Annotated in this window: 25 protein-coding genes and 1 tRNA gene; 13 read left to right on the plus strand and 13 right to left on the minus strand. The window is 61.4% G+C overall.

All coding sequences use genetic code 11. The features are described from left to right. Positions 1-148: 148 nt before the first annotated feature. The 3 genes from ACM62R_RS04010 to ACM62R_RS04020 all read right to left on the minus strand — a co-directional run bounded on the left by ACM62R_RS04010 (position 149) and on the right by ACM62R_RS04020 (position 2,046). Positions 149-484, minus strand: coding sequence for an EthD family reductase (locus ACM62R_RS04010; protein WP_415182771.1), 336 nt, complete (start codon positions 482-484; stop codon positions 149-151). A gap of 23 nt (positions 485-507) precedes the next feature. After that, the gene (locus ACM62R_RS04015) at positions 508-975 is read right to left on the minus strand and encodes a RidA family protein (protein ID WP_415182772.1); all 468 of its coding nucleotides are present in this window, start codon (positions 973-975) and stop codon (positions 508-510) included. 147 nt (positions 976-1,122) lie between these two features. After that, on the minus strand, positions 1,123-2,046 hold the full coding sequence (locus ACM62R_RS04020) for a LysR family transcriptional regulator (protein WP_415182773.1): 924 nt from the start codon (positions 2,044-2,046) through the stop codon (positions 1,123-1,125). Between the two features lie 123 nt (positions 2,047-2,169). Here ACM62R_RS04020 and ACM62R_RS04025 point away from each other — a divergent pair, with 123 nt between their 5' ends. The 4 genes from ACM62R_RS04025 to ACM62R_RS04040 all read left to right on the plus strand — a co-directional run bounded on the left by ACM62R_RS04025 (position 2,170) and on the right by ACM62R_RS04040 (position 5,146). Continuing rightward, a complete protein-coding gene (locus ACM62R_RS04025) occupies positions 2,170-3,402 on the plus strand; it encodes a 4Fe-4S binding protein (protein ID WP_415182774.1) in 1,233 nt (410 codons plus the stop codon). 27 nt (positions 3,403-3,429) lie between these two features. After that, positions 3,430-3,810, plus strand: coding sequence for a ferredoxin FdxA (gene fdxA, locus ACM62R_RS04030; RefSeq protein ID WP_415182775.1), 381 nt, complete (start codon positions 3,430-3,432; stop codon positions 3,808-3,810). Beyond that, positions 3,807-4,634, plus strand: a complete 828-nt coding sequence (locus ACM62R_RS04035; protein ID WP_415182776.1) for a ferredoxin--NADP reductase — start codon at positions 3,807-3,809, stop codon at positions 4,632-4,634. Before fdxA ends, ACM62R_RS04035 begins: the two co-directional genes overlap by 4 nt. 206 nt (positions 4,635-4,840) lie before the next feature. Beyond that, positions 4,841-5,146: an IS1096 element passenger TnpR family protein gene (locus ACM62R_RS04040; RefSeq protein WP_415182777.1), complete on the plus strand. Its 306-nt coding sequence runs from the start codon at positions 4,841-4,843 to the stop codon at positions 5,144-5,146. Between the two features lie 328 nt (positions 5,147-5,474). Here ACM62R_RS04040 and ACM62R_RS04045 read toward each other — a convergent pair whose 3' ends face one another. Next, on the minus strand, positions 5,475-7,262 hold the full coding sequence (locus tag ACM62R_RS04045; RefSeq protein WP_415182778.1) for an ABC transporter transmembrane domain-containing protein: 1,788 nt from the start codon (positions 7,260-7,262) through the stop codon (positions 5,475-5,477). A 436-nt stretch (positions 7,263-7,698) separates the two neighbouring features. Beyond that, positions 7,699-7,785 (minus strand) — tRNA-Leu (locus ACM62R_RS04050). Between the two features lie 225 nt (positions 7,786-8,010). Between ACM62R_RS04050 and metG the strand changes: the two genes are divergently transcribed. Further along, positions 8,011-9,753 carry a methionine--tRNA ligase gene (gene metG, locus ACM62R_RS04055; RefSeq protein WP_415182779.1) on the plus strand — a complete coding sequence of 581 codons (1,743 nt, stop codon included), beginning with the start codon at positions 8,011-8,013 and terminating at the stop codon, positions 9,751-9,753. A gap of 92 nt (positions 9,754-9,845) precedes the next feature. On the opposite strand, the gene ACM62R_RS04060 is transcribed toward metG, so the two are convergent. Continuing rightward, a complete protein-coding gene (locus ACM62R_RS04060; protein ID WP_415182780.1) occupies positions 9,846-10,052 on the minus strand; it encodes a cold-shock protein in 207 nt (68 codons plus the stop codon). A 310-nt stretch (positions 10,053-10,362) separates the two neighbouring features. Between ACM62R_RS04060 and rocF the strand changes: the two genes are divergently transcribed. Together rocF and ACM62R_RS04070 are read left to right on the plus strand one after the other, a co-directional pair. Then, complete coding sequence (rocF, locus tag ACM62R_RS04065; RefSeq protein WP_415182781.1) at positions 10,363-11,289, plus strand: arginase; 927 nt, start codon at positions 10,363-10,365, stop codon at positions 11,287-11,289. Further along, positions 11,286-12,344 (plus strand): ornithine cyclodeaminase, encoded by a 1,059-nt coding sequence (locus ACM62R_RS04070; protein WP_415182782.1) that lies wholly within the window; start codon positions 11,286-11,288, stop codon positions 12,342-12,344. The genes rocF and ACM62R_RS04070 overlap by 4 nt, the downstream gene beginning before the upstream one ends. Before the next feature lie 57 nt (positions 12,345-12,401). On the opposite strand, the gene ACM62R_RS04075 is transcribed toward ACM62R_RS04070, so the two are convergent. Next, on the minus strand, positions 12,402-12,836 hold the full coding sequence (locus ACM62R_RS04075) for an Lrp/AsnC family transcriptional regulator (protein WP_415182783.1): 435 nt from the start codon (positions 12,834-12,836) through the stop codon (positions 12,402-12,404). Positions 12,837-12,840: 4 nt separating this feature from the next. Beyond that, positions 12,841-14,109, minus strand: coding sequence for a 4-aminobutyrate--2-oxoglutarate transaminase (locus ACM62R_RS04080; protein WP_415182784.1), 1,269 nt, complete (start codon positions 14,107-14,109; stop codon positions 12,841-12,843). Between the two features lie 128 nt (positions 14,110-14,237). Here ACM62R_RS04080 and ACM62R_RS04085 point away from each other — a divergent pair, with 128 nt between their 5' ends. Further along, a complete protein-coding gene (locus tag ACM62R_RS04085) occupies positions 14,238-15,056 on the plus strand; it encodes a MerR family transcriptional regulator (protein WP_415182785.1) in 819 nt (272 codons plus the stop codon). A 114-nt stretch (positions 15,057-15,170) separates the two neighbouring features. Continuing rightward, on the plus strand, positions 15,171-15,578 hold the full coding sequence (locus ACM62R_RS04090) for an META domain-containing protein (RefSeq protein ID WP_415182786.1): 408 nt from the start codon (positions 15,171-15,173) through the stop codon (positions 15,576-15,578). Here ACM62R_RS04090 and ACM62R_RS04095 read toward each other — a convergent pair. After that, a complete protein-coding gene (locus tag ACM62R_RS04095; protein ID WP_415182787.1) occupies positions 15,562-16,074 on the minus strand; it encodes an Lrp/AsnC family transcriptional regulator in 513 nt (170 codons plus the stop codon). The two genes, ACM62R_RS04090 and ACM62R_RS04095, sit on opposite strands and share 17 nt — an antisense overlap. Before the next feature lie 103 nt (positions 16,075-16,177). On the opposite strand from ACM62R_RS04095, the gene putA reads away from it, so the two are divergent. Continuing rightward, positions 16,178-19,624, plus strand: a complete 3,447-nt coding sequence (gene putA, locus ACM62R_RS04100; RefSeq protein ID WP_415182788.1) for a bifunctional proline dehydrogenase/L-glutamate gamma-semialdehyde dehydrogenase PutA — start codon at positions 16,178-16,180, stop codon at positions 19,622-19,624. Between the two features lie 42 nt (positions 19,625-19,666). After that, on the plus strand, positions 19,667-20,395 hold the full coding sequence (locus ACM62R_RS04105) for a rhomboid family intramembrane serine protease (protein ID WP_415182789.1): 729 nt from the start codon (positions 19,667-19,669) through the stop codon (positions 20,393-20,395). A 77-nt stretch (positions 20,396-20,472) separates the two neighbouring features. On the opposite strand, the gene ACM62R_RS04110 is transcribed toward ACM62R_RS04105, so the two are convergent. Together ACM62R_RS04110 and ACM62R_RS04115 are read right to left on the minus strand one after the other, a co-directional pair. Beyond that, on the minus strand, positions 20,473-21,264 hold the full coding sequence (locus ACM62R_RS04110; RefSeq protein ID WP_415182790.1) for an inositol monophosphatase family protein: 792 nt from the start codon (positions 21,262-21,264) through the stop codon (positions 20,473-20,475). Between the two features lie 165 nt (positions 21,265-21,429). Further along, positions 21,430-22,335: a LysR family transcriptional regulator gene (locus tag ACM62R_RS04115; protein WP_415182815.1), complete on the minus strand. Its 906-nt coding sequence runs from the start codon at positions 22,333-22,335 to the stop codon at positions 21,430-21,432. A gap of 102 nt (positions 22,336-22,437) precedes the next feature. On the opposite strand from ACM62R_RS04115, the gene metF reads away from it, so the two are divergent. Further along, positions 22,438-23,304: a methylenetetrahydrofolate reductase [NAD(P)H] gene (metF, locus tag ACM62R_RS04120; RefSeq protein ID WP_415182791.1), complete on the plus strand. Its 867-nt coding sequence runs from the start codon at positions 22,438-22,440 to the stop codon at positions 23,302-23,304. A gap of 130 nt (positions 23,305-23,434) precedes the next feature. Next, complete coding sequence (locus ACM62R_RS04125) at positions 23,435-23,923, plus strand: PaaI family thioesterase (protein ID WP_415182792.1); 489 nt, start codon at positions 23,435-23,437, stop codon at positions 23,921-23,923. Here ACM62R_RS04125 and ACM62R_RS04130 read toward each other — a convergent pair. Both ACM62R_RS04130 and ACM62R_RS04135 read right to left on the minus strand, forming a co-directional pair. Further along, the gene (locus ACM62R_RS04130; protein ID WP_415182793.1) at positions 23,873-25,015 is read right to left on the minus strand and encodes a DUF2235 domain-containing protein; all 1,143 of its coding nucleotides are present in this window, start codon (positions 25,013-25,015) and stop codon (positions 23,873-23,875) included. The two genes, ACM62R_RS04125 and ACM62R_RS04130, sit on opposite strands and share 51 nt — an antisense overlap. A gap of 124 nt (positions 25,016-25,139) precedes the next feature. Next, entirely contained in the window at positions 25,140-26,294 is a 1,155-nt protein-coding gene (locus ACM62R_RS04135; RefSeq protein WP_415182794.1) for a type III PLP-dependent enzyme, read from the minus strand. Positions 26,295-26,353: the final 59 nt, after the last annotated feature.

The raw sequence follows: 26,353 nt of genomic DNA on the forward strand, positions 1-26,353 counted from the left end.
TTTATTGATTGTTATTATTTCCGGGTGCGACTTTCCCTCCGTGTCCCGACGGTCGACTGACCCCGGCCACAGTCAGACAGCACGAGCCACGCTGCCATCGCATTTGTTTGATCCGCCTGATCGCGGGCGCCGTTGCGGCGTTTGGGCGTTACCCTTTCACGGGGATTTCGTCAGTCTCGTAAAGAACATGACGCACGTTGCCCCGAAACATTGGCAGGAACTTCCCGACATCATCGCGCGCGCTTTGCCGGATATCCGAGCCCATCGCCCGGTCGAAATCCGCACGGCTGGCAAAGCCAAGCTCAAAGGCGTGGTAATATCCGGGCTCGGCACCATTCCAGGCAACGCCCTTGTGATAGCGCAGCGATTGCAGCCCCGGATAACGCGCCACCAGCGGCATATGGACATTTTTCACATAGTCGTCAAAACGTTCGCGGTCAGGTTCGGCAACGTCACCTTCATAATAGGCGCAAAGTTTAAGCATGGTCTTTCCTCCCGTTGAGCCGTTCAGGCGATTTCAAAAGTTCCGTCAAGTTCGACCGGAACCCCCAGCGGCAGCGAATTGACCCCGACGCCGACGCGCGTGTGACGCCCCGCATCCCCAAAAATTTCGGCCATGAGGTCCGAGGCGGCGTTCAATACGCGGGGATGGTCCAGAAAATCCGGCGTGCAGTTGAAGAAGGCGTTAAGCCGCACAACCTTGCGAACCCGGTCAAGATCATTGCCGCAGGCTGCGCGCAACTGGGCCAGCACATTCAGCGCGCAAAGCCGTGTCGCCGCTTCGGCCTCTTCGACCGACACGGCTTCGCCAATCCGCCCGACATATTTGAGCTTGCCGTCAAGAAAGGTCACCTGACCGGCGATTACCGCGAGGTTTCCGGTTACAACATAGGGCTGGTAGCTGGCCACCGGAACCGGTGGCTCGGGCAGGATAATGCCCAGCTCCTTAAGGCGTGCGTCAATCTTGCCGGTCATAGTCTTTCCCCTCCCAAGGCTGTCTGCACAAAGGCCGCATCAATGGCAGACTGTGCTTCTCAGTGATGATAGGGTGCGCTTAATTAATCTGACAAATGCAAAGAACGGATGGATTAATTAGTCTTATGTATTAATACGTCGATGCATTCATAATGGTGCGCTCAGCTCTATCTCGCGGGGGATCTGGGCGCGGAGGTAATCCCAGGCCCTGCGCGCCCCCTGTGACAGCGCCTCGTTTCGCCGGCGGATCAGGCAGAGATGGCGATGGACCACCGGATTCGTCAGCCGCCGAAAGACCAGTTCTGATTCCACCGCCGCCGGCCGCGCCAGTTCTGGCAGCAGCGTGATACCCAGCCCGGCGCGCACCATATCAAGCATGGTTACCATTGCCAGCACCTCGCCTGCCGGGGTCGGGCAGCGCTCGACAAATTCCGGCGAGTCCTGAAGTGCCGTATAGAACCCGGTGTCAGCCGCCATGACGAACAGTCGCCCCTGGTCGATATTGGCCCAGTTATAGGGGCCTTCCTCACTTGCCAGCGGATCGTCGCGGCGACAGACCAGACCGAACCGGTCCGAGGTAAGCGGCGTGAACTCCAACTCGGGGTAGTTGCGCCAGACGTTGCTGATGCCAAATTCAACCTCATGTTCAAGCACCTGCCGGTGGACGCCGCGCCCGTTGTCGTCCCGCAGCGTGATGCGGATTTCGGGATAGGCCTCGTGGAACCCCCGCACCAGCGCGGGCATCAGCCGTGTCGCAAGCGAAGGCAGCACCGCAATCGGAACCCGCCCCTGACGCTGCTTGGCCGACGCGGACACATCAGCCAAGGCGCGGTCGAAATCGGTGATAAGCCGTTCCGCAGCGGCCAGCAGGGTTTCACCGTCGACGGTCAGCACCACTTGGCGCGTCGTGCGGTTGAACAGCGCAACACCAAGATATTCCTCAAGCTGGCGCACGGTGACTGTCAGCGCAGATTGCGACAACAAAAGCCGCTCGGCGGCACGGGTAAAGCTCGACTCTCGGGCAACCGCCACAAAGGCCCGAAGGTGCCGCAGGTTGATTGCCGATTTCATCTTCACGCTCCAGGATTAATGATTTTTGATAATCAATATGCTGGACTTTTGCATTTAACAAATCAAGCCAGAACCTGTCATCTGGAAAACAGGATGCGTTAGCCGAGCATGGAGGAGCAAGTCATGGCGGATCTGAGTGTTGAATTCTCTGGCCTGAAATTAAAAAATCCGATCATTGTTGCCTCGGCCGAACCCAGCAACAGTGTGGAAAACATCAAGAAATGCATTGACCACGGCGCTGCTGCGGTGATCACCAAGACGATTGGTGACATTCCGGGCATGGCCAGGCTGACCAAGAATTCAAAATATGCGATCCTTAATGACAAGGGTACGCTGATCAAGGGCAAGGTTCCACGCTCCTTCGTGTTCTACAGCCGCTCGGGCTATATCAGCGAACCCGCGCAGGACTGGATTTCTTACCTGAAAGAAACACAAGCCTATGCCGAGGCGAACGGCGCGCACATCATCGGCAACATTTCCTCGGGCACCATCGAGGGTTGGCGAGGGTTGGCCCGCATGGTCGAAGATTGTGGCATTCCGATGCTGGAGGTCAACTATCAGTGCCAGCACCCCGCAGGGATGGCCGAAGGCGCCGAAGGCATCTGGATTGCCCAAGACCCGAAAGTGACCGCCGAAGTCACCCGCCAGATTGTCGATGCCGTAAACATCCCGGTAATGGTCAAACTCACCCCTGAATCCAACCGCATAACCGAGATAGCAAAAGCAGCAATGGATGCGGGCGCGTCCTCGGTCGCGGTCAACAGTCGCTTTGTGGGTTTCGCGGTCGATATTGACAACGCCTCCCCCTACATCGGCGGCCCGGCGGGCGTCGGTGGGCCTTGGGTCAAGTATATGACCCAGCGTTGGGTCAACGAGATCTACAGCAAGTATGGCTACGAGATCTCGGGGTCGAACGGCATCTTCGACGCGCGCGACGCGATCGAGTTCATCATGTCCGGCGCCAAGGTCATGCAGGTCGGATCGGTGCTGATGCTGAAGGGCATCGAATGGCTGCCGAAAGTCATCGACGGGGTCGAGCGGTTCCTGGACGAGAAAGGTTATTCCAATCTGGGCGACATCTACGGAATCGCTTCGGATCAGGCACTTAAAACACCCGACGAGATGATGTCGATGGAGCCGCTCTACTGCGAGATAGACCGCGAAAAATGCAAGTATCCGTCGTGTGACATCTGCATTCGCATGTGCTTTTACGACTCGCTGTTTTTCGGTGAAGGCCAGGTCACGACGACGCCTGACACATGTATCGGCTGCGAGCTTTGCTATAACGTCTGCCCCTTCGACGCGATCAGGATGGTGCCAAAATCCGAACGTGCCGAAAGATTGGCCGCCGAGTAATCAACGCGCTGTGGGAAAGGATTGGTCATGACTTTCGTCGTTACCGAGAACTGCATCAAATGCAAATACACCGACTGCGTCGAGGTCTGCCCGGTAGACTGCTTCTACGAGGGTGAGAACATGCTGGTCATTCACCCTGACGAATGCATAGATTGCGGCGTCTGCCAGCCGGAATGCCCGGCCGACGCCATCTTTGGGGATGATGCGGGCAATTACGACGAATGGATTGCCCTCAACAGGCGTTACGCCGAGATTTGGCCGGTCATTGCCAGCAAAATCATGGCGCCCCCCGACGCGGACACCTGGAAGGACAAGCCAGATAAACTACAGCTGCTCAGTTCTCTACCCGGTGGCTGCGACCCATCAATCCCCGCCAACCCGGCGCTTTCGGAAGGACGGATCCAATGACCGAACAAATCCATGTCAACGACATCACGGCAACCCCCGTTCGGACCCTGCCCGATGCGCAGACCGTCACCGCCGTCAGACACTGGACTGACCGGCTGTTTTCCTTCCGGGTGACGCGGCCTCAATCCTTGCGGTTCCGTTCGGGTGAATTCGTGATGATCGGGCTTTTGGGCGACAACGACAAACCGTTGCTGCGCGCCTATTCAATCGCCTCGCCGTCCTGGGATGAAGAACTGGAGTTCTATTCGATCAAGGTGCCGGATGGGCCTTTGACCTCAAAGCTTCAGCATATCCGGCCCGGCGATCAGATCATCTTGCGGCCAAAGCCGGTGGGCACGCTGGTCCATGATGCGCTGTTGCCCGGCAAGCGGCTTTGGTTTCTGGCCACCGGCACCGGTATTGCGCCCTTCGCCAGTCTGATGCGCGAACCTGAAACTTACGAGAAATACGACGAAATCTACATGCTCCACACCTGCCGCACGGTGGCGGAACTGGCCTATGGCCGCGAACTGGTCGAGAGTCTGAAAGACGATCCGCTGATCGGTGAATTGGTCGGCGACAAGCTCAGATACTACCCTACCACCACGCGGGAAGAGAGCCGTTACAGGGGCCGCATCACTGACAACCTTTCGTCCGGCAAAGTGTTCGCCGATCTTGGTATCCCGCCAATCGGCCCCGCCACCGATCGTGTCATGGTCTGTGGCTCGCTTGCCTTGAACATCGACGTCAAAGAGGTGCTCGAAGGTTTCGACCTGCGAGAGGGGGCTAATAGCGACCCAAGGGAATACGTGGTCGAAAAAGCCTTTGTTGGCGACGGTATCTGATCCCGGCATCGACGGGGGGAACACCGTCGGGCTGGCAGATGTCGCGTTCCCCTTAAATCTGACACAAGGCGCGCGGGCGGGCTTTTGTTGCCCATAAAAGTGGTATTTCGGGGCCTACGGGGTAATGCCTCGCCTTTTCCGCCGGGCAATCTGGCCGACCGCAACAAGCAAAGGCTCCTTCTCGTAAGTGCAAAGCAAGCCAACTCTTGCATGTCCATCGCTACCGATGCTGTCCCCCGGAAGATGTTGGGGGCTTCCCCGGTTACGCCGACTTCGTCGACGCCATGGCAGACCCCAAGCACGAAAAATACGGCCGGATGCTGGAATGGTATGGGAAAAGTCCGACCCTGAAGAGGCCGAAATCGGCTGCATCCTCGACAACTTCGAGCGCCTCGCCAATAAATCGGCCCCAACGCCGCGCAAACCAAAAGCCGCACCCAAATGTCTTTGATCACACGGCATCGCCACGGCCTTCGGCGGATGCTTACCTCTCAACATCCTCCCTGTCATGAGGAGTATCTCCAGCCTCTGTCGAGAGAGAAGCGAACCGGCGTAAAGCGACACGCAAACCATCCCCGAGAATGAGAGAAACGAGCGGAAAATCATTACTTTCCGCCTACCGGACGCCCAGATCACCGCCAGCAGGAAATATGCAGATGCGGCCAAAAGCGCCAGACAAACAAGAACGAGAAAGTTTATCATCGAGGAGCCCTCTGGATCTCTCGACGAAGTAAGGAAAACTTTTCAATGAGAAAAATGGCTCACCAGTTGCCCCGGTGAGTCATCAATATTTGCCGTAAGGGGCTGGTCTGCTTGGGGCGCCCTTTGCCGGGTTTTGGCCTATGCCTCGGCACCGTCAGTAAATTGCAGTCGCGCCAGACGCGCGTATAGCCCGCCTTCGGTCACCAGCGCATCATGCGTGCCTTGGGCGACGATCCGGCCCTCTTCGAACACCACGATCCGGTCAGCCTTTTTCACCGTTGCCAGACGGTGCGCGACAATCAGCGTGGTACGGCCGACGGCCAGCCGTTCCACCGCCGACTGAACCTCGCGTTCGGATTCGGCATCAAGCGCGCTGGTCGCCTCATCAAGCAGCAGGATCGGGGCATCGCGCAAAATAGCGCGGGCAATGGCGATGCGCTGCTTTTGCCCGCCTGACAGCATTACCCCGCGTTCACCGACATAGGTTTCAAACCCCTCGGGCAGCGCCATCAGGAAGTCATAGGCGTGGGCCGCGCGGGCGGCGGCCTCAACCTCGGCGTCGGTCGCCTCGGGGCGGCCAAAGCGGATGTTTTCACGCGCCGAGGCGGCAAAGATCACCGGGTCTTGTGGCACCAGCGCGATGGCGCGGCGAAAATCGTGGCGGGCCATATCGCGCAGATCAATGCCGTCAATGGCGACGCGGCCATTTTCAGGGTCCCAGAACCTTTGGATCAGCTGGATAACGGTGGTTTTACCCGCCCCCGACGGACCGACAAGTGCCACGGTTTCGCCCGGCTCGATATTCAGACTGACCCCCTCCATCGCAGAGGTATGGGGCCGCGACGGGTAGTGAAAGGTGACGTTTTCAAATGCAATGGCCCCACGCGCGGGCAGCGGCAGCGGGTAAGGGTGGGCCGGGTCCGCGACGGTGTCTTCGGCGGCCAGCAGTTCTGCCAGACGTTCGGTGGCACCTGCGGCGCGCTGAATTTCACCCCAGATCTCTGACAGGGCCCCGACCGAGCCAGCGACCATGACGGCGTAGATTACGAACTGGACCAGTTCGCCCACGGTCATCACCTCGGTGCGCACATCGCGCGCGCCGATCCAAAGAACACCGATAACACCCGAAAAGATCAGGAAAATAACGATCACCGTCATCACGGCGCGGGTTGAAATACGCGACAGCGCCGTTGCAAATGATTTTTCGGTGACATCGGCAAACAGTGCGCGGGTTTGTGCCTCATGGGTGAAGGCCTGCACCGTTTGCGCCGAGGAAAGTGCCTCAGAGGCGGTGCCCGAGGAATTGGCGATCCAATCCTGATTTTCGCGGCTAAGCCGGCGCAGGCGGCGGCCCAGCACGATGATCGGCACTACCACCGCAGGCACAAGCAACAGCACAAGCCCGGTCAGCTTGGCCGAGGTCAAAAGCAGCATCACCATGCCGCCGATCAGAATTAAAAAGTTGCGCAGCGCGACCGACACGGAAGAGCCGATAACCGACAGGATCAGCGTCGTGTCCGTAGTGATGCGCGAAATGATCTCGCCGGTCAGGATACGCTCAAAGAACGCGGGGCTCATGCCCATGACACGGTTGAAAACCGCCTTGCGGATATCTGCCACGACCCGTTCGCCCAGCCGCGTCACAAGATAGTATCGCGCGCCCGTACCCAGCGCAAGAAGCACCACGATAACCATTGCCGCCGTAAAATACTGGTCCAGCAGCATTGCGCCCTGATTGAACCCATCAACCACGCGGCGCACCGCCAACGGCAGGATCAGGCTGATCGAGGCGGTCAGCATCAGTGCCAAAAGGGCCGCTACCGCATAAAACCGATATGGGGCAATGAACGGGGCCAGCGCCCTGAGCGCGCCGATGCGTTTGGTTGTCGGGCGATCCTCCAGCGGTGCCTGAGGTCTGCGTGCCATGATGTATTCCTCTTCGCGTCAACGCGGGTTTAGGGAGTCATGCGCAAGGGCACAAGGGTCGTGTGGCCGCACCCGCCGCAGGCCTTCTCGGGTCATTCGCGGTGCCACGGTTATGCTGATGCGGAAGAGATAGGAATTGAACCCGCTATCAAAATAAGGTGACCATCTTTTCGCGGGCGTCGCCTTCATCCCCCATTTTGGCGGTCTGAGGCGCGGTTCAGGCGGCTCTTTTGCGCGGCCCGGCGCCTCATTTCATGGGCTAAAGTTGCGGAAAACGCGTGAGGGTTGCGGAAAACGCGGGGGTTGCGGAAAATACTGAAAGCACCCTCTGCGCATGGTCGGGGCGGCCGTTCCAGTAAATGCGATTGCCGCCCTGGCAGATGTGCCGGCGGCAAAGGCAAAAGTGACGCAGCGGATCAAGAGGACTATGAAGAGATGGTGCGGGCGGTGGGACTCGAACCCACACGGGCACAAGGCCCAACAGATTTTAAGTCTGGTATGTCTACCATTCCATCACGCCCGCATCTGGCGCTGGGTTCAGATTTCATTTCCGGGCTATCTGGGCCCTGCAAACGCTTTCATCATCACAGCGCCTTGTTCCATGAACACATTCCGGCAGAAACGCAAGGATTTCCCGTTTTGGTGCCCCCCGTGCCGCCGGCCGGGCCCAGGGTCCGATATCTGAACCCTCTGGCTCTTGTCGGGGATCGGCGCTAAACCCGGCCTGAACCTGACGAAAGGCACACAAATGGCCCCGAATCCGCCCGTAAATTCGCACCGCCACCTGATTACCTCTGCAATCCCTTATATCAACGGGATCAAGCATCTGGGCAATCTGGTGGGCAGCCAGTTGCCTGCGGATCTTTACGCACGCTACATGCGGGCGCGCGGCCATGAGGTGATGTTCATCTGCGCCACCGACGAACACGGCACACCGGCCGAACTGGCCGCCGCCAAGGCCGGCAAACCCGTGGCGGAATACTGCGCCGAAATGCACGAGGTTCAAGCCGAAATAGCCCGCGGCTTTCGCCTGTCATTCGATCATTTCGGGCGGTCGTCCAGCGCGCGCAACCACGCGCTGACCCAGCATTTCGCGGGAAAGCTGGCTGACAACGGCCTGATCGAGGAAGTGTCAGAAAAGCAGGTCTATTCAATCGACGATGGCCGCTATCTGCCCGACCGCTATATCGAGGGCACCTGCCCCAACTGCGGCTATGACCGGGCGCGCGGCGACCAGTGCGAGAACTGCACGAAACAGCTGGACCCGACCGATCTGATCAACCCGCGTTCGGCCATATCGGGGTCAACCCGGCTGGAAGTGCGCGAAACCAAGCACCTTTACCTGAAACAGCGCAGCCTGCGCGCCAAACTGGAAGCCTGGATCGACAGCAAACACGACTGGCCGATCCTGACCACCTCGATCGCCAAGAAATGGCTGAACGACGGCGAGGGGCTGCAAGACCGGGGCATCACCCGCGACCTGAACTGGGGCGTGCCGGTCAAACGCGGCGATCAGCCCTGGCCGGGAATGGAGGGCAAGGTCTTTTACGTCTGGTTCGACGCGCCTATCGAATATATCGCGGGCACCGCGGAGTGGGCCGATGCCCACGGCCTGCCCGACAGTGCATGGCAACGCTGGTGGCGCACCGATATGGGCGCCGATGACGTGACCTATACCCAGTTCATGGGTAAGGATAACGTGCCGTTCCATACGCTGTCCTTCCCCGCGACGATCATGGGCTCTGGCGAGCCATGGAAGCTGGTCGATTACATCAAATCGTTCAACTACCTGAACTACGATGGCGGCCAGTTTTCGACCAGTCAGGGGCGCGGCGTGTTCATGGACCAGGCGCTTGAGGTGCTGCCCGCCGACTACTGGCGCTGGTGGTTGCTAAGCCATGCGCCGGAAAACGCGGATAGTGAATTCACCTGGGAAAACTTCCAGACGGCGGCCAACAAGGATCTGGCCGATGTGCTGGGCAATTTCGTCTCGCGGATCACAAAATTCTGCCGCTCGAAATTTGGCGAGGCCGTGCCCGACGGCGGCACGATGGGCGACAGCGAGACGGCACTGATCAACGATCTGACCGCGCGTATCCGCACCTATGAGGGCTTCATGGAGGCCATGGAGATCCGCAAGGCTGCGGCCGAACTGCGCGCGATCTGGGGTCTTGGGAATGAATACCTGCAAGCCGCCGCGCCGTGGACCGTGTTCAAGACCGACCCGGAACAAGCAGCGGCGCAAACCCGGCTGGCGCTGAACCTTATCCGGCTTTACGCGGTGTTGTCGGCGCCCTTCATCCCCGATGCCAGTGCCTCGACGCTGGAGGCGCTTGGCACTGATGACGCAAGCTGGCCCGACGATGTGGCCGCCGCGCTGACCGCGCTACCGGTGGGCCACGCCTATACAACACCCGAGGTCTTGTTCCGCAAAATCACGGACGAAGAGCGCGAAGACTGGCAAACGCGGTTTTCCGGTATCCGCAGCTGACCACACAGCGGCAGGGGCGCGGCCCGTGATCTGCACAAAGAAAAACGGGGCCGGCCTGCGCCCGCCCCGTCTTCTGCAATTCCCGAAATAAATCAGGCCAGCGCGAGGTTGGTCGCGGATTCGCGGCCGTCGCGGCTGGTTTCGATGTCGAAGGTCACTTTCTGACCGTCGTTGAGGGCACGGATGCCAGCGCGTTCAACGGCCGAGATGTGCACGAACACATCCTTGCTGCCGCCATCGGGCGCGATGAAGCCGAAGCCTTTGGTCGTGTTGAACCATTTCACGGAGCCTGTAGCCATCGTGATTTCTCCTTCAATATGCCACCCGCTGAAGTGCGGCGGCCCGGCTCAGTCAGTGCAGAATCGAAAGACTGGCCGTTAAAGGAAAGTCGGGTCGATCAGGTAACGTCGCAGCATTCATATGAGCACGCCCTGATGAAAGCGCAAGGGGTTCGTGGGCCGGTGACAAAAATCCGATACGCCAAGACGTGGCAAATACCTTTTTGCGCATAAATCTTATACAATTTGGTAAAAGAATGATCTTTTTGTTAAAAATATTGACTTCAACCTGCCACCATTTGCGCAAATCCTAGGTCAAACGGAGGATCACATGACGAGACACTGTATTTTAGTCGGCGCACCAGTGGATAGCGGCCAGCGCCGTCCGGGCTGCCTGATGGGGCCAGCGGCCTACCGCGTGGCCGGGCTTGCCGCGACGCTGATGGAACTGGGCCATAGCGTGGAGGACCGCGGCGATGTGGCCCCCCGCGCGGTGACGGGGTCAGCCTGTGCCAACCCGGCGGTGCATCATCTGGATGAGACGATGGGCTGGACCGAGACGCTGACAGAGGTCGGTCAGGCTGCGATGGCCGACGGCTTTCCGATTTTTCTGGGGGGCGATCATTCGCTGTCGCTGGGGTCCGTTGCCGGGGTAGCGAAACATGCCCAGACGGCAGGGCGGCCGCTGTTCGTGCTGTGGCTGGATGCCCATTCGGATTTTCATACCGTCGAAACCACCGCCTCGGGCAACCTGCACGGAACGCCGGTGGGCTATATTGCCGGGCGCAGCGGGTTTGACCCGTTCCCGCCCTTCCCTGCCCCGGTTCCGGCGCGCAACATCTGCCTGTTCGGTATCCGTTCAGTCGATCCGGCGGAACATGCGGGCCTGTTGGCGCATGATATTGCAATGAACGATATGCGGGTGCTGGACGAACGCGGCATCGTCGCCCCCTTGCGCGAGTTTCTGGACCAGGTGCGGGCGGCGAATGGGATGCTGCATGTCTCTTTGGATGTGGACTTTCTGGACCCCGCAATTGCCCCTGCCGTTGGCACCACCGTGCCCGGCGGTACCACCTTCCGCGAGGCGCATCTGGTGATGGAACTGCTGCATGAAAGCGCACTGGTCACCTCATTGGATCTGGTGGAATTGAACGCTTTTCTGGATGAACGCGGGCGCACCGCAAAACTGATGGTCGATCTTGTCGGCAGCCTGATGGGCCGCAAGGTATTTGACCGCCCAACCCGGAGTTTCGGATGACAAAAATTGCTGTAACAGAGCCGTCCAGACTGGCACTCGTACCGTTCGTTTCAGTCGCCAACATGATGCGGCTGGTGCATCACATCGGACTGGAACGGGTGCTGACCGACCTTACCGCCGAGATTGAGGCCGATTTTCGCCGCTGGCCTTCGTTTGACAAGACGCCGCGCGTGGCCAGCCATTCCGACGTCGGCGTGATCGAGTTGATGCCAACCTCGGACGGGGAAACCTACGGGTTCAAATACGTCAATGGCCACCCGAAAAACGCACGCGAGGGGTTGCAGACGGTGACCGCGTTCGGGTTGCTGGCGGATGTGTCGACCGGCTATCCGGTGTTATTATCGGAAATGACGCTTCTGACCGCGCTGCGGACGGCAGCGACCAGCGCGATGGCGGCGAAACATCTGGCCCCCAAAGGCGCGCAGGTGATGGCGATGATCGGCAATGGCGCGCAGTCGGAGTTTCAGGCGCTGGCCCTTAAGGCGGTGTGTGGGATTACCGAGGTCCGCCTGTACGATATCGACCCTGCTGCAACCGCGAAATGCGCCGCAAACCTGGCAAAATCCGGCCTGAAGGTAACGCCCTGCACCACCGCGCAAAAGGCCATCGAAGGCGCACAGATCATCACCACCTGCACCGCAGACAAGCAATATGCGACGATCCTTTCTGACAATATGGTGGGCGCCGGGGTACATGTGAACGCCATCGGCGGCGATTGCCCGGGCAAGACCGAGCTCGCGCCCGGGATTTTGCGGCGTGCCGATATTTTCGTGGAATACCCGCCGCAGACCCGGGTCGAGGGCGAGATCCAGCAGATGCCTGCGGATCATCCGGTCACCGAACTGTGGCAGGTGATCACCGGGGCCACGCCGGGGCGGACCGGGGCGGCGCAAGTGACGCTGTTTGACGGGGTCGGGTTTGCGATCGAGGATTTCTCGGCGCTGCGCTATGTGCGCGCGGCGATGCAGGGTACCGGGCTATTTGAAGAGCTGGATATGGTGGCCGACCCGGACGATCCGCGCGATTTATACGGGATGCTGATGCGGGCACGTTAAGGCAGCGGGGGCCAGCCCCCGCACCCCCGGAGTATTTTCACCAAAAAAAGCGGTGGATCAGAGCTTTGCGCCGGGGCGGCGGGTTGAGAGCAGGATGTTGGTTTCAGAGGTGTTGACGCCGTCGAGGCGGCGGATCCGGGCCAGGATTTCATCAAGATCGGCAAGGGTCTGAGTGCCGAGTTCGATGATCAGATCCCATTTGCCATTAGTGGCGTGGACCGCCTGCACAGCCGGAAGGCCGAGCAGGCGGGCGATGATCCGGTCGGTGCCACGTCCTTCGATGCCGATCATCATCTGGCCGCGCACCGGGGCGGCCGTGACATCGGCGCGGGTGAGTACGGTGAAGCCCGAAATCTCGCCCCGCGCGACCAGCCGTTCGATTCGCGTACGCACTGTGGCGCGTGACAGGCCAAGCTGGGCGGCAAGGTCAGAGACCGCCGCCCGCCCGTCCCGGCGCAGTGCTGCTATCAGACGTTGATCCGTTTCGTCCACCCTGTCAGCCCCGCGCGGCGAGAACCGACGCCTCAAGGATATCCAACGCCTCGTCAAACACCGTATCCTGGATCGTCAGCGGCGCAAGGAAACGGATCACGTTGCCGTAAACACCGCAGGTCAGCAGGATCAGGCCGCGTTTCAGCGCCTCTTCGCGGACCCGGTTGGTGAAGGCGGGATTGGGCTCATCCTTGCCGGGCACGTTGAATTCGACCGCGTTCATGAAACCGGGGCCGCGGATGTCGATGATTTCAGGCACCGCATCACGCAAAGAGGCAAGGCGCTGTTTTAGCCGCCCGCCAAGGCGCATGGCCCGGTCGCATAGTTGTTCATCCTCGATCACGTCCAGCACGGCATGGGCTGCCGCCACCGCCAACGGGTTGCCCGCATAAGTGCCGCCCAAGCCACCGGGATTGGGGCTGTCCATGATGTCGGCGCGACCGGTCACAGCCGAGATCGGCAGACCGCCGCCAAGACCCTTGGCCATGGTCACGATATCGGCGGCAACGCCGTGGTGCTGCATTGCGAACAATTTGCCGGTGCGGGCAAAGCCGGTCTGCACCTCATCAGCGATCAGCACGATGCCATGATCGTCGCACAGTTTACGCAGCGTCGTCATGAAGCCCTGCGGCACCTCGTAAAAGCCGCCTTCGCCCTGCACGGGTTCAATGATGATCGCGGCCACGCGCGAGGGCTCCAGATCGGCCTTGAACAGCCGGTCAAGTGCGGCGAGCGCGTCTTCGGCCGAAACGCCATGTAGCGGGTTCGGGAAGGGAAGGTGCCAGACATCATTCATCATCGGGCCAAATCCGGCCTTGTAGGGCTGCACCTTGCCGGTCAGCGACATGCCCAGAAAAGTGCGCCCATGAAAGCCGCCCGCAAAGGCGATGACGGCGGCGCGTTTGGTGTAGTGACGCGCGATTTTAACGGCGTTTTCAACGGCTTCTGCACCCGTGGTGGCGAAGATGGTTTTTTTGTCGAAGTCACCGGGCAGAAGCGAATTCAGCCGCTCGGCCAGTGCGACGTAGTTTTCGTAGGGCACAACCTGGTGGCAGGTGTGGGTAAAGCGGTCCAGCTGCGCCTTGACCGCCTCGATCACGCGGGGGTGGCGATGGCCGGTATTGACGACAGCGATACCGGCGGCAAAGTCGATATAACGGTTGCCCTCTTTATCCCAGATCTCGGAGTTCTCGGCCCGATCTGCGTAGATCTGGGTAAGCACACCGACGCCTTTGGCGAGGGCGGCATTTTTACGGTCGGTCATTGTGGTCATGGTTATGCTCCCGATTCGGTCTTTGCATTTTTTCTGCAAGAAATTTCCCGTTCGGGATAGCCTATTTTTCGTTTCCCTGCCACATATATGTGTGGTCTGCGAAAAAGGTTTCACAAAGTAGGTTTCTGATGTCCGATGACCCTGACCCCACCCCTTATCGCGTGACCGAGGCGGCGCGCGCGGCAGGGGTGGCCCCTTCGACGGTGCGACTGTGGGAACAACAGGGGCTGATCGCGCCGCTACGGCGGGCATCGGGGCAGCGGCTTTATTCGGCGGCGGATGTGGCGCAGCTGTGCCGGATCGCGTTTTTGCGCCGTGAGGCGGGGCTGAACCCTGCCGCCATTCGTGCCGCCTTGTTGCAAGAGGCCGCAGACCCCGCGACGGATCCGGTCCCTGCCCCTGCCCCTGCTGACACATTGGGCGCGCGACTGCGGCAACTGCGGCTTGCACGCGGGGAAAGGCTGGATCAGATGGCGGAAACGCTGGGTATTTCGGCCTCTGCGTTATCAACGTTGGAACGCACCGGCACGGGGGTCTCGTTCAAGACGCTGGCCGATATTGCCCGCCATTATGGCACCACTGTTTCGCTTTTGGCCGGGCAGGATACACCCGGTGGGGCGGTGGTGCGTGACGGGGCGGCACAGGTTTGGCCCATGCCGGTTGAGGGGGTCCGCGTCGAAGTCCTGGCGCAGGGACGCCGTCAGATGGACTGCCACCGGTTTACGCTTGCGCCCGGCGCGGCCTCGGAGGGCGGATATGGCCATGAGGGCGAAGAATTCATCCATGTTCTGGCCGGCCGGTTTCGCCTGACGCTGGATGGGGTGGAAACCCATGACCTTGGCGCAGGCGATTCGGTCTATTTCGAAAGCCGCCGCCAACATGCTTGGGCAAATGCAGCCGATGCCGAATGTGTGTTGATCTGGGTGAATACACCGCCCAGTTTTTGACGCCTCGCGCCCCGGCGGTTTGGCGCCGGCGGCAAGGCGCGCGCGTATCGCCGGGGTTGCCGCGCGCATCAGTGCAGGGCATAGCGCACCCGACCCGATCAGGAGAATACCGAAATGACCCGTCTGTTGCCCTTTATCGCGCTGTTATCAATGGCCGCCTGTCAAGATGAGGGCGCAGGCGTTGACCCCCTTGCCGCGCTGCCCACGGGTAGCCAGTGGCAGGTTGTCAGCGTATCGGGCCAGCCGGTGCCCGAGGGCATCTTCGTCACGATCGAACGGCCAGAGCCTGCGGTGCTGGCCGGAACCTCTGGGTGCAACCGCTACAGCGCAGCTTTGGCGGCAAAGGATGGCAAGGTCTCGATTGGTGCGCTGGCGGGCACGCGGATGATGTGCCCACCCCCCGCGATGGAAACGGAAACGGCGTTTCATTCTGTCATCGGCAGGGTAACGGAGATGCGTCAAACCGGCGAAACGCTGGACCTGCTGGCGGGCGACACGGTGGTGATCAGCGCCCGGAAGTAAGGCTCGCGGGCAGCACTGTGACCGGCCCCGCATCCTTGACCGTGTCCATCGCCACATAGGTCGAGGTGGCGGTGACATGCGGCAGGGTTGATATCCGTTCCCCCATCACCCGGCGATAATCAGAAATATCGCCGGTGCGCACCTTCAGCAAATAGTCAAAGCCGCCGGCGATCATGTGGCATTCCTCAATTTCAGGAATGGCACGCACCGCACGGTTGAAGGCTTGCAAGGCGGCTTCGCGGGTGTCTTGCAGGCGCACCTCGACAAAGGCGATATGCGCCAGCCCCATGCGGATCGGATTCAGCACCGCCCGGTAGCCTGAAATCACGCCGCTTTCCTCAAGCCGTTTGACCCGCGCCTGCACGGGCGATTTGGTCAACCCGACGCGGGCGGCAAGTTCGGTGATCGGCATCCGGCCATCCCCCGCCAGCGCGGCCAGAATCGCCGCATCATAGCGGTCAAGATCAGGTGCCTTTTCTGACGGGTCATTTGGCATATGAATTGCTCCGTTTTCAGTCTTATCGCCTGCATTATCACAATAATCAGGAAATATGCCTGTGATATTCCCGCTATCATGCGTCAAACGCAAGGAGCGCGCAATGAACACTCTGTGGCAAGCCATCGAAACCGGAAACCTGCAACCCGAAGCGCCGCTGCTGCGCACGCTGACTGCGGGGGCGGCGCTGGACGCTGCGGCGCGCACGCGTATCACCGCGCGCGGCGCGGACCTTGTGCGCCAGATCCGCGCCGATGCCAAACCGGGGCTGATGGAGGTGTTCCTGTCGGAATACGGGCTTTCCACCGAAGAGGGCATTGCGCTGATGTGTCTGGCCGAGGCCCTGCTGCGGGTGCCTGACGCCGAAACCATGGATGCGCTGATCGAAGACAAGATCGCCCCGTCAAACTGGGGGCGGCACTTGGGCAAATCGGCCTCCAGCCTGGTCAATGCCTCGACCTGGGCGCTGATGCTGACGGGCCGCGTGCTTGAGGACAAGGAACCCGGTGTGGTCGGCCATCTGCGCGCCGCCGTGCGCCGTCTGGGCGAGCCGGTAATCCGCGTCGCCGTGGGCCGCGCGATGAAGGAAATGGGCCGCCAGTTCGTGCTGGGCGAAACCATCACCGCCGCCATGTCACGCGCCGAAAAGCGCGAAGCCGAGGGCTATAGCTACAGCTATGACATGCTGGGCGAGGCGGCGAAAACCGCGCATGATGCCAGCCGCTACGAGGCCAGCTATGCCGCCGCGATCACCTCTATTGCCAAGGGCTGCAAGGGCAGCGATGTGCGCGCGAACCCCGGCATCTCAGTCAAGCTGTCGGCGCTGCATCCACGCTACGAGGTGGCGCAAGAGGCCCGCGTGATGGCCGAACTGGTGCCGGTGGTGCGGCGTCTGGCGCGGATGGCCGCAAAGGCCGGGATGGGCTTCAACATCGACGCCGAAGAGGCGGACCGACTGGTCCTGTCGCTGAAGGTGATCGGGGCGGTGCTGGCGGACCCTGACCTGAAGGGCTGGGACGGATTCGGCGTCGTGGTGCAGGCCTACGGGCGGCGCGCGGGCGCGGTGATCGACTGGCTTCATGCCACCGCCAAACGGCTGGATCGGCGGATCATGGTGCGGCTGGTCAAGGGCGCCTATTGGGACGCCGAAATCAAGCGCGCCCAGGTGCTGGGGCTTGAGGATTTTCCGGTGTTCACCCGCAAGGTTTCAACCGATGTCAGCTATATCGCCAATGCGCGCAAACTGCTGGGCATGACCGACCGGATCTATCCGCAATTTGCCACCCATAACGCCCATACCGTCGCCGCCGTGCTGGATATGGCCAGCGGCCAACCCTATGAGTTTCAGCGCCTTCACGGCATGGGCGAACGGCTGCACGACATCGTTCTAAAGGCCGAAAAGACCCGCTGCCGGATCTATGCCCCGGTCGGCGCGCACCGCGATTTGCTGGCGTATCTTGTACGGCGACTGTTGGAAAACGGCGCCAACTCCAGCTTTGTCAACCAGATCGTCGATGAGGAAGTGCCCCCCGAGGTTGTGGCCGCCTGCCCGCTGACCGCTGTCGAGGCAATGAACGATCCGGTCAACCCGCAACTGGCCCGCCCGGCCGCGCTGTTCGCGCCCGAACGGCCCAACAGCATCGGGTTTGACCTGACCGATACCGCCACCCTTGCCACGATCGACGCCGCCCGCACGCCCGTTACCGCCGAAGCGGCCCCCCTGATCGCGGGCAAGGCGCAACCACTGGACGGCCAGCCGGTGCAAAACCCCGCCACGGGCGAAGTGGTTGGCACCGTCCACCCCGCTAGCGCCGAAGATGTGGCGACAGCACTTGCCGCCGCCAAACCATGGGATGCGCCCGCGTCTGACCGTGCTGCAATCCTGAACCGCGCCGCCGATCTTTACGAGGCCGACTTTGGCCCGATCTTCGCCCTTCTGGCGCGTGAGGCCGGCAAAACCCAGGCCGATGCCGTGGGCGAATTGCGCGAAGCCGTCGATTTCCTGCGCTACTATGCCGCCGGCGCCACCGCGCTGAGCGCGCCGCCACGCGGGGTTTTCACCTGCATCAGCCCGTGGAACTTTCCTCTGGCCATTTTCTCGGGCCAGATCGCAGCGGCGCTTGCAGCGGGCAATGCCGTGCTGGCAAAACCGGCTGAACAGACACCGCTGATTGCCGCCCATGCGGTGCGGTTGATGCACCGCGCGGGCGTGCCCGCGACCGCGCTGCAACTACTGCCCGGCGATGGCGCAACCGTAGGCGCCGCGCTGACGTCAGACGCACGGGTAAACGGCGTGGCCTTCACCGGCTCGACCGACACAGCACAGGCGATCCGCCGCGCGATGGTGCGCACAATGGCCCCCGACGCGCCACTGATCGCGGAAACCGGCGGGCTGAACGCGATGATCGTCGACAGCACCGCGCTGCCGGAACAGGCGGTGCGCGATATCGTCGCCTCGGCGTTCCAATCGGCTGGCCAACGGTGTTCGGCGCTGCGGTGTCTTTATGTTCAGGACGACATCGCCCCGCATCTGACTGAAATGCTGTTCGGTGCGATGGATGAGCTGACCCTGGGCGACCCTTGGGCGCTGACCACCGACGTGGGCCCGGTAATCGACACTGACGCTCATGCCACCATTGCCGCCCACATTGCCGCCGCCGACAGCGATCAGCGGCTGCTGAAGGAACTGCCCCGCCCCGACTCTGGCCCCCTTACGGCAGGTCATTTCATCGCCCCCACCGTGATCCAGGTCGCCGGCATTCAGGATCTGAAACGCGAAGTATTCGGCCCGGTGCTGCATCTGGCCACCTTCAAGGCCGAAGATCTGGGCAAAGTCATCGCTGACATCAACGCTACCGGCTACGGGCTGACCTTCGGGCTGCATTCGCGCATCGACAACCGCGTCGAAGAGGTGACCGAGGCGCTGCATGTCGGCAACCTTTACGTCAACCGCAACCAGATTGGAGCAGTAGTTGGCAGCCAACCCTTTGGCGGCGAAGGTCTTTCTGGCACCGGGCCAAAGGCGGGCGGGCCCAACTACCTGCCCCGCTTCACGGCGCCCGAACCGGTCAGCACCGCCGCCGCAGACACCGCCACCGCCGATGAGACGCAGGTTCAGGCCGCGCTGAACGCGGCACCACCGCCCCCCGCCCCGGCTGCCGCCCATAGCCTGCCCGGCCCCACCGGCGAATCGAACCGCCTGACCAGCCATGCGCGCGATCCGATCCTGTGCATGGGCCCAGGGCCCGAGGCCACTGCCGCCCAGATCGGCGCCGTCACCACCCTTGGAGGGCGCGGGGTCGCCAGCAACGGCGCGCTCTCGCCCGACGCTCTGTCCCGGCTGACCGGCTTTTCCGGCGTCCTTTACTGGGGGCCAGAGGCGCAGGCGCGCACCTATGCGCAGGCGCTGGCTACGCGGCAAGGCCCGATCATCCCACTCATCGGCGCCACACCCGACCGCGCCCATATCATGCATGAACGGCATATCTGCATCGACACAACTGCCTCGGGCGGCAATGCCGCACTTCTGGCAGGGGCAGGCACTGCCTAAGCCCACCTTGACGCCACGCCGCGGATCGGAAACTGTCGCGCCATGTTTCCGATCCGCGATCATAACCCGTCCAAGGGCACGCCCTTTGTCACCTGGGCGCTCATCACACTGAACGTGGTGGTGTTCGGGCTGACCGTGCCTTGGGGTGGCCATCCAGGCACGCTTTGGGAATACTGGGCACTTTACCCGGCAGCAGTAACCCATGGCGTCTACTTGCACGGGTTGGTCACACATATGTTCTTGCACGCGGGCCTTCTGCATCTTGCAGGAAACATGCTGTTTCTATGGATATTCGGCGACAATCTGGAGGAGCACCTGGGCCATCTGGGCTTTGGCGCATTCTATCTGTTGGGTGGTCTTGCGGCCGCTTTCGCACAAATCGCCGCCGATCCCGGATCAGGCGTGCCGATGGTCGGGGCCTCTGGCGCGATTGCAGCAGTCATGGGGGGCTATCTGCTTCTCTTTCCACGGGCGCGGGTCGATGTTCTGTTCATCTTCATCATTTTCTTCCGGATATTTCCGGTGCCGGCATGGTTGGTCTTGGGCGTATGGCTCGGCATCCAGGTGCTCAATGGCAGCACAGCTGGTATCACGGACGGAGTCGCCTATTGGGCACATGCGGGCGGCTTTGGTGCCGGCGTGCTGATGACGATCCCGGTTTGGCTGAAACACGGCGGCACAGCCTATTGGGGGCGCACACATGGCCGCCCCTCGCATCCTGGAAAAGAGTATACCCGCACAAACATACCGGTCGTGCGCAGGCGCCGCTGATCGGGCTTTTTTTTGGCCAAAATACTCTGGGGGGTGAATGGGCCGCAAGGCCCAGAGGGGGGCAAAGCCCCCCTCCCTTATGCCGGCTCGCGCAGCACTTTGCACAGCGGCGCAAACAGCTCGGCATTCGCCGCGATCACCGCCCCCGAGGCGAGCATATCGCGCCCCTCGCGAACCGGACCGACAAAGCCGCCCGCCTCTTTGACAATGACCAGACCGGCGGCCATATCCCAGGCGTTCAGCCCGCGTTCCCAATAGCCGTCATAACGGCCAGCGGCCACATAGGCCAAATCCAGCGCCGCCGCGCCCCAGCGTCGCACCCCGGCACAAACCGGCATCAGCCGGGCCAGATCCTGCAACGTCGCCGGCAGCGTCGGGCGCCCGGCAAAGGGCACGCCAGTCGCAAAAATCGCGTCAATCATGTTGCGACGCCCTGAAACCCGCAGACGGGTTTCGTTCATGAAGGCACCAAGCCCCTTCTCGGCGTAGAACATCTCATCCTTGGCGGCATCGAACACCACACCTGCCACGATCTCGCCCTTGTGCTCCAGCGCGATCGAGACCGCCCAATGCGGCAACCCGTGCAAGAAGTTCGTGGTGCCGTCCAGCGGATCGACGATCCAGCGGCGGGTCGGGTCTTCGCCTTCACCCTCGCCGGTTTCTTCCCCCAGCCAGCCATAGGACGGGCGCGCGGTGCGCAGATCATCCTTGATGATGCGTTCGGCCTCGCGGTCGGCCTTGGACACAAAGTCCCCCGGCCCTTTCGACGAGACCTGAAGGTTTTCCACCTCGCGGAAGTCTTTTACGAGCGAGCGGCCCGCCCGTCGGGCAGCCTTGATCATCAGGTTGAGGTTTGCGCTACCTTGCATCCGGGGGCTCCTTCACGGTCAGGCGCTGGCTATACGCGGGCGGGCGTGGGAATCCAAGAGGTTTGCGCACTGGGCGAGCCGCCAGACGGGGGGCTGTCTGCCCCCCAAGCCGCTTTTTTTCAAAAAGCGCCCCCCCCCGAGAGTATTTTTGCCAAAAAAAAGCGATCAGGCACGTTGCAGCTTGACCGGTTCGGTCCGGGCCAGGCGCAGGAAATGCGCCATGAAGGGTTCGGTGGCGTCCTCGGAACGGGTAGCGGCGTAAAGGCGTTTGGTCAGGCCTTTTTCGGTAATCGGGCGGGTGATGTAGTCGGGCTGGTATTTCACCTCGCGCAGCACCCAGTCTGGCAGAACCGAGATGCCGCGCCCCGAGGCCACAAGCATCAGGATAACGGCGGTCAGTTCGACCTGGCGCACGCTGCGCGGCTCTACCTTGGCGGGGCCAAGAAGTTCGCTGAAAATATCCAGACGGGCGCGCTCAACCGGGTAGGTGATCAGCATCTGGTCGCGAAAATCCTCGGCCTCGACGAAGGGTTTGGCGGCGAGCGGGCTGCTGGCGGCAGCGACCAGCATCGGCGCGTAATCGAACAGCGGGTGGAACACTGCGCCCGGCAAATCCTCGGGGTCAGACGAGATAACAAGATCCACCTCTTCGCGCATCAGTGCCGGCAGCGCGCCGAAGGCGAGGCCCGGGCGAATATCGACATCGACATCGGGCCAGGCGCGGCGAAACTGTTCCAGCACCGGAAACAGCCAGTCAAAACAGGCGTGGCATTCGATGGCGATATGCAACCGCCCCGCCCGACCCGACCGCAAGGCGGCAAACTCGGCGCCTATTGCGTCAATTTCGGGCAGGATCCGTTCGGCAAGGCGCAGCAGTTTTTGCCCCGCCGCCGAGAGTTTGAGCGGTTTGGAGCGGCGCACGAACAGTTCGACCCCGGCCTGTTCTTCCAGCCCCTTGACCTGGTGCGACAATGCCGACTGGGTAATGTGCAAGATGTCAGCGGCGCGGGCCAGCCCGCCCGCATCGTGAATGGCTTTTATGGTGCGCAGATGGCGCAATTCCAGATGCATGAGGTTCTGACCTACGATGTCTTTCATAATCTTCTTGAGAATTATGAATTTGTCTCACATTCATTTTTACGACACAAGGGGAGGAACAAAAGGAATTTCACCATGACCCCACCGCGTATCAGCTTTGAGTTTTTTCCGCCGCAGACGCTGGATGCATCCTTTCGGCTGTGGGAAACGGTGCAGGTTCTGGCGCCGCTGAAACCGGGGTTCGTATCGGTGACCTATGGCGCGGGCGGCACCACCCGCAAGCTGACGCACGAGGCGGTCACGACGATCGGCAAGAACTACGGGTTGAATGTGGCGGCACACCTGACCTGCGTCGATGCGACCCGCGCCGAGACGATGGAGATCGTCAATGCCTATGCCGAGGCGGGCGTGACCGAGATCGTGGCCCTGCGCGGTGATGCCCCCAAAGGCGCCGAGCGGTTCACCCCGCATGCCGACGGCTTTGCCTCATCGGTCGAGTTGATCGAGGCGCTGGCCGAAGACGGGCGGTTCACCATCCGCTGTGGTGCCTATCCTGAACCGCACCCTGATGCCACTGACGCCTTTGCCGATGTGCGCTGGCTAAAGCGCAAATGCGACGCGGGGGCGACCAGCGCCATTACGCAGTTCTTTTTTGAGGCCGACACGTTTTTTCGCTTTCGCGATGCCTGCGTGAAGGAAGGGATCACGGCAAAGATCATTCCGGGGATATTGCCGATCCAGTCGTGGGATGGCACCAAGCGGTTCGCCCAGCGCTGCGGCACTCAGGTTCCCGCGCGGCTGGACGAGGCTTTTGCCACCGCACGGCGTGACGGGCGCGAGGATTTGTTGGCGATCTCGCATTGCACGCAGCTTTGCGATAATCTGATGGCGGGCGGCGTGGAGGATTTGCACTTCTACACGCTCAACCGGCCGCATCTGACGCGCGATGTCTGCCACGCCTTGGGCATTACGCCCACCCCATGCCTTGAGAAAGTAGCCTGACGGGCAGATCCTGGGCAGGGCCGATAAAAAAGGTGAACGGGTGGGCGCTATGCCCGCCCTTTTTCATGGCCGGGGGCTGGCAGGGCAGTTCGGCGCGCGTTAGCCTGCGGGCGCAAGAAGGAGCCCTTATATGCCGCCACGCTACGCCCAGACACCCGGTGATTTTCTGACCTTGGCACAGTTGCGGGGAATGTCGGGGTTGGAGTTCATGCAGGCTTTGGCTGAGGGGCAGTTGCCGACCGCCACTATTGCCGGGCTGATGAATTACCGCATAGACGGGGCAGAGCCGGGGCGCGTCACCGTGACCGGCGCGCCGGAATTTGGCCACACAAACGCCTTTGGCGGGGTGCATGGCGGCTGGTATGGCACGGTTCTGGATACTTGCATGGCCTGCGCAGTGATGACGCTTTTGCCCAAGGGCCAGTATTACACGACGTTGGAATACCGGGTGAACATCATTCGGCCCGTTCCCTTGGGGATGCAGGTCACAGCCCTGGGCGAGGCGCAGCATGTGGGCCGGTCTACCGGGGTGGCAAGGGGCGAAGTGCGCGGCACCGAAGACGGTAAACTATACGCCACCGGCGCCACCACCTGCCTGGTCATGGGGGATCCGGCTTAGCTCGGCCTGACGGCGGTTTTGCTTGGCAAGCCAGGGCCATACGATCAACCGCCAGTCGCGCGGCGCGCCAAGTGCGCTTTCATGAATGCGTTCGGAGGGATCGCGGCCCACCACGCGCGGCGCCCGCAACACAAACATCTTGCCCCAGCCACGCCACGACCCGACCGAGGGTGCTGCGGGATCTGTTGGAAAGTCGTCGCGCCAGTTTTCAGGCAACGACAGATTGCACCCTTCGGCACATTCCAGCATCCAGACGAGCGGGATATTGGCCAGCGGGCGCGCCGACTCTTGTTTGCCCAACTGGCCACCGATATCGCCGTGAGAACCGCGAAACCAGACCTGTTCAACGCGGGACGCCCCCGATTCCCTGCAATCCCAAATCAGCGGCTCCAGCACTGATCGGTTTTCGTTCAGGGCCAGCGCCTGATAGCCACGCTTGACGCAGTTACCCAGATGGTGGTCATGGAAACGGTAGCGCGGCTCACTGATCAGCCACAGGAACGGCAGTTGCAGACCCAAAGCCATTACGGAATCAAACACGCCGATCATTTCCACCGGCGTCGTGGGGTGGCAAAAGCGACGATGAAACGCCGCGGCCGCAGGGCGTTGAACCGTAGCCTCGTAATAGCGCCAGGCCAGGCGGATATTGCGTTCGGTTGCGACGTCGGCCCGGACCAAGCCAACGCGGTCAATAACCCCGGCAAGCGAGCGGGCGGCAAAACCACCGCGCGAATAGCCCAGCAGAAATATTCGGTCGCCCGGACGGTAGCGGCTGGCAAGCCAGCCATAGGCGCGTAGAATCTGACGATCAACGCCCCAGCCCAGCATCACATCCGATAACTGACGCCATTCCTGCCATTGCAGCCCCTTGCCGTAATAGACCGAAGCGCGCGGGTTACTGCGTCTTAGCATCTGATAAATAAGGCCGATTGAAGTTTGCTCATGCGGGCGCAGGCTGCCCATCGTGCCATCCAGCAACACCACATGATCGACCGGATCGCGCTGAATACGCGCGGGCAAAGGGGCCGCGGCGGGGTCTACCGGGGTTGCGCCACGCAGCATCGCAACGAGGCGGCCAATCAATGCGCGCATCGCCTGCCCCTTGTGCCCCGTCCGGTATTACGCCGCAGTCGCATCGCAATGGCCCAAATGAAAGATCCTTGCCCTCAGTATAGGGCAAGGATCTTGTCAGGTCATTGACGAAGCCGTGTCCGTTTCAGGCCGTTTCAAAGCGCAAAGACATGGCGGTAACAGTTTCCATCGCCCCAAAACCGTTGAACCGGGTATTGGTCGCAGAGGAATAGGCGCCCATGCCGTGAAACACGACAAAGTCGCCCTCTTCAAGGTCGCCCGCCAGGTCCAGATCGCCCGGCAGACGATCGACGCTGTCGCAGGTGGGGCCAAAAACGACGCGGGGGATCGTTGCGCCCCGGCGAATTTTTCCTTCAGGTGAAATCACCTCAATCCGGTCGATATTACCAATCAGCGGTAATTCGGCCAAACCACCATAAACCCCGTCATTGAGAAAGACATGCACCCCGTCACGCAGCGCTTTGACGCGGGTGATATGTGAAAACGCATCGCCCACAAGGCCGCGGCCCGGTTCGCACACCAGTGCCGGGCGGGCATCGCCAAATGCCTCTGTGGCGACACGATCAATCAGGGAAAATATCGTCTCCAGCACGGGTGCGGGGCCGACGTTGCGGTGCGATGGAAAGCCACCCCCCACATTCAGCCGGCGGGGCTGAACACCAGCCTCAGCGCAGATCTGGGCGGCGGTGCGGATATAGGCATCCCACGCCATCGGATCCGTGCATTGCGTACCCGGATGAAAGGTCAGCGACGGAACGAAACCCGCCTGGGCCACCCGCGCCAAAAGCTGGGCGGCCAGGTCTGCGGTCGCGCCGAATTTGGCACCAAAGTTATAGGCCGCACCGCTTACCGGTAGCTTGAAGCGAACCGAGATTTCGCAATCTTCGGCAGGAACCTGCGCAATCAGTTTCTCCAACTCGGAGATCGAATCGACCGACCAGGATTTGACCCCGGCGGCAACCGCATGGGCAATTTCGCTGCGCGCCCGCACCGGGTTGTGATAGTGCAGCGCCGCCCCGGGTGCGAGGCGACGGATCAGATCAATTTCAAACGGGGACGCGACGTCAAACCCCTTGACCCCCGCGGCAACCAGATTCTGGATTACCATCTCATCGGGGTTGGATTTTACCGCATAGGTCACGAGCCCGGGAAAACCGGCCAGAAACCGCCGCGCGGTCGCCTGAAGAACGGTGGGCGCAAACACCAGAACCGGGTGATCGGGTTCCTTGATGCGGATGATTTCGGAAGGCATAGCCCAAATAGTTTTCGAGAGTCCCATCAGCACGCTCCTGCCAACAGAACGCAGCCACCTCTTGCCCCGGCTTTACGGGTCGGGAG

The sequence above is a fragment of the Phaeovulum sp. genome (assembly GCF_047638075.1).
Lineage (GTDB): Bacteria > Pseudomonadota > Alphaproteobacteria > Rhodobacterales > Rhodobacteraceae > UBA6197.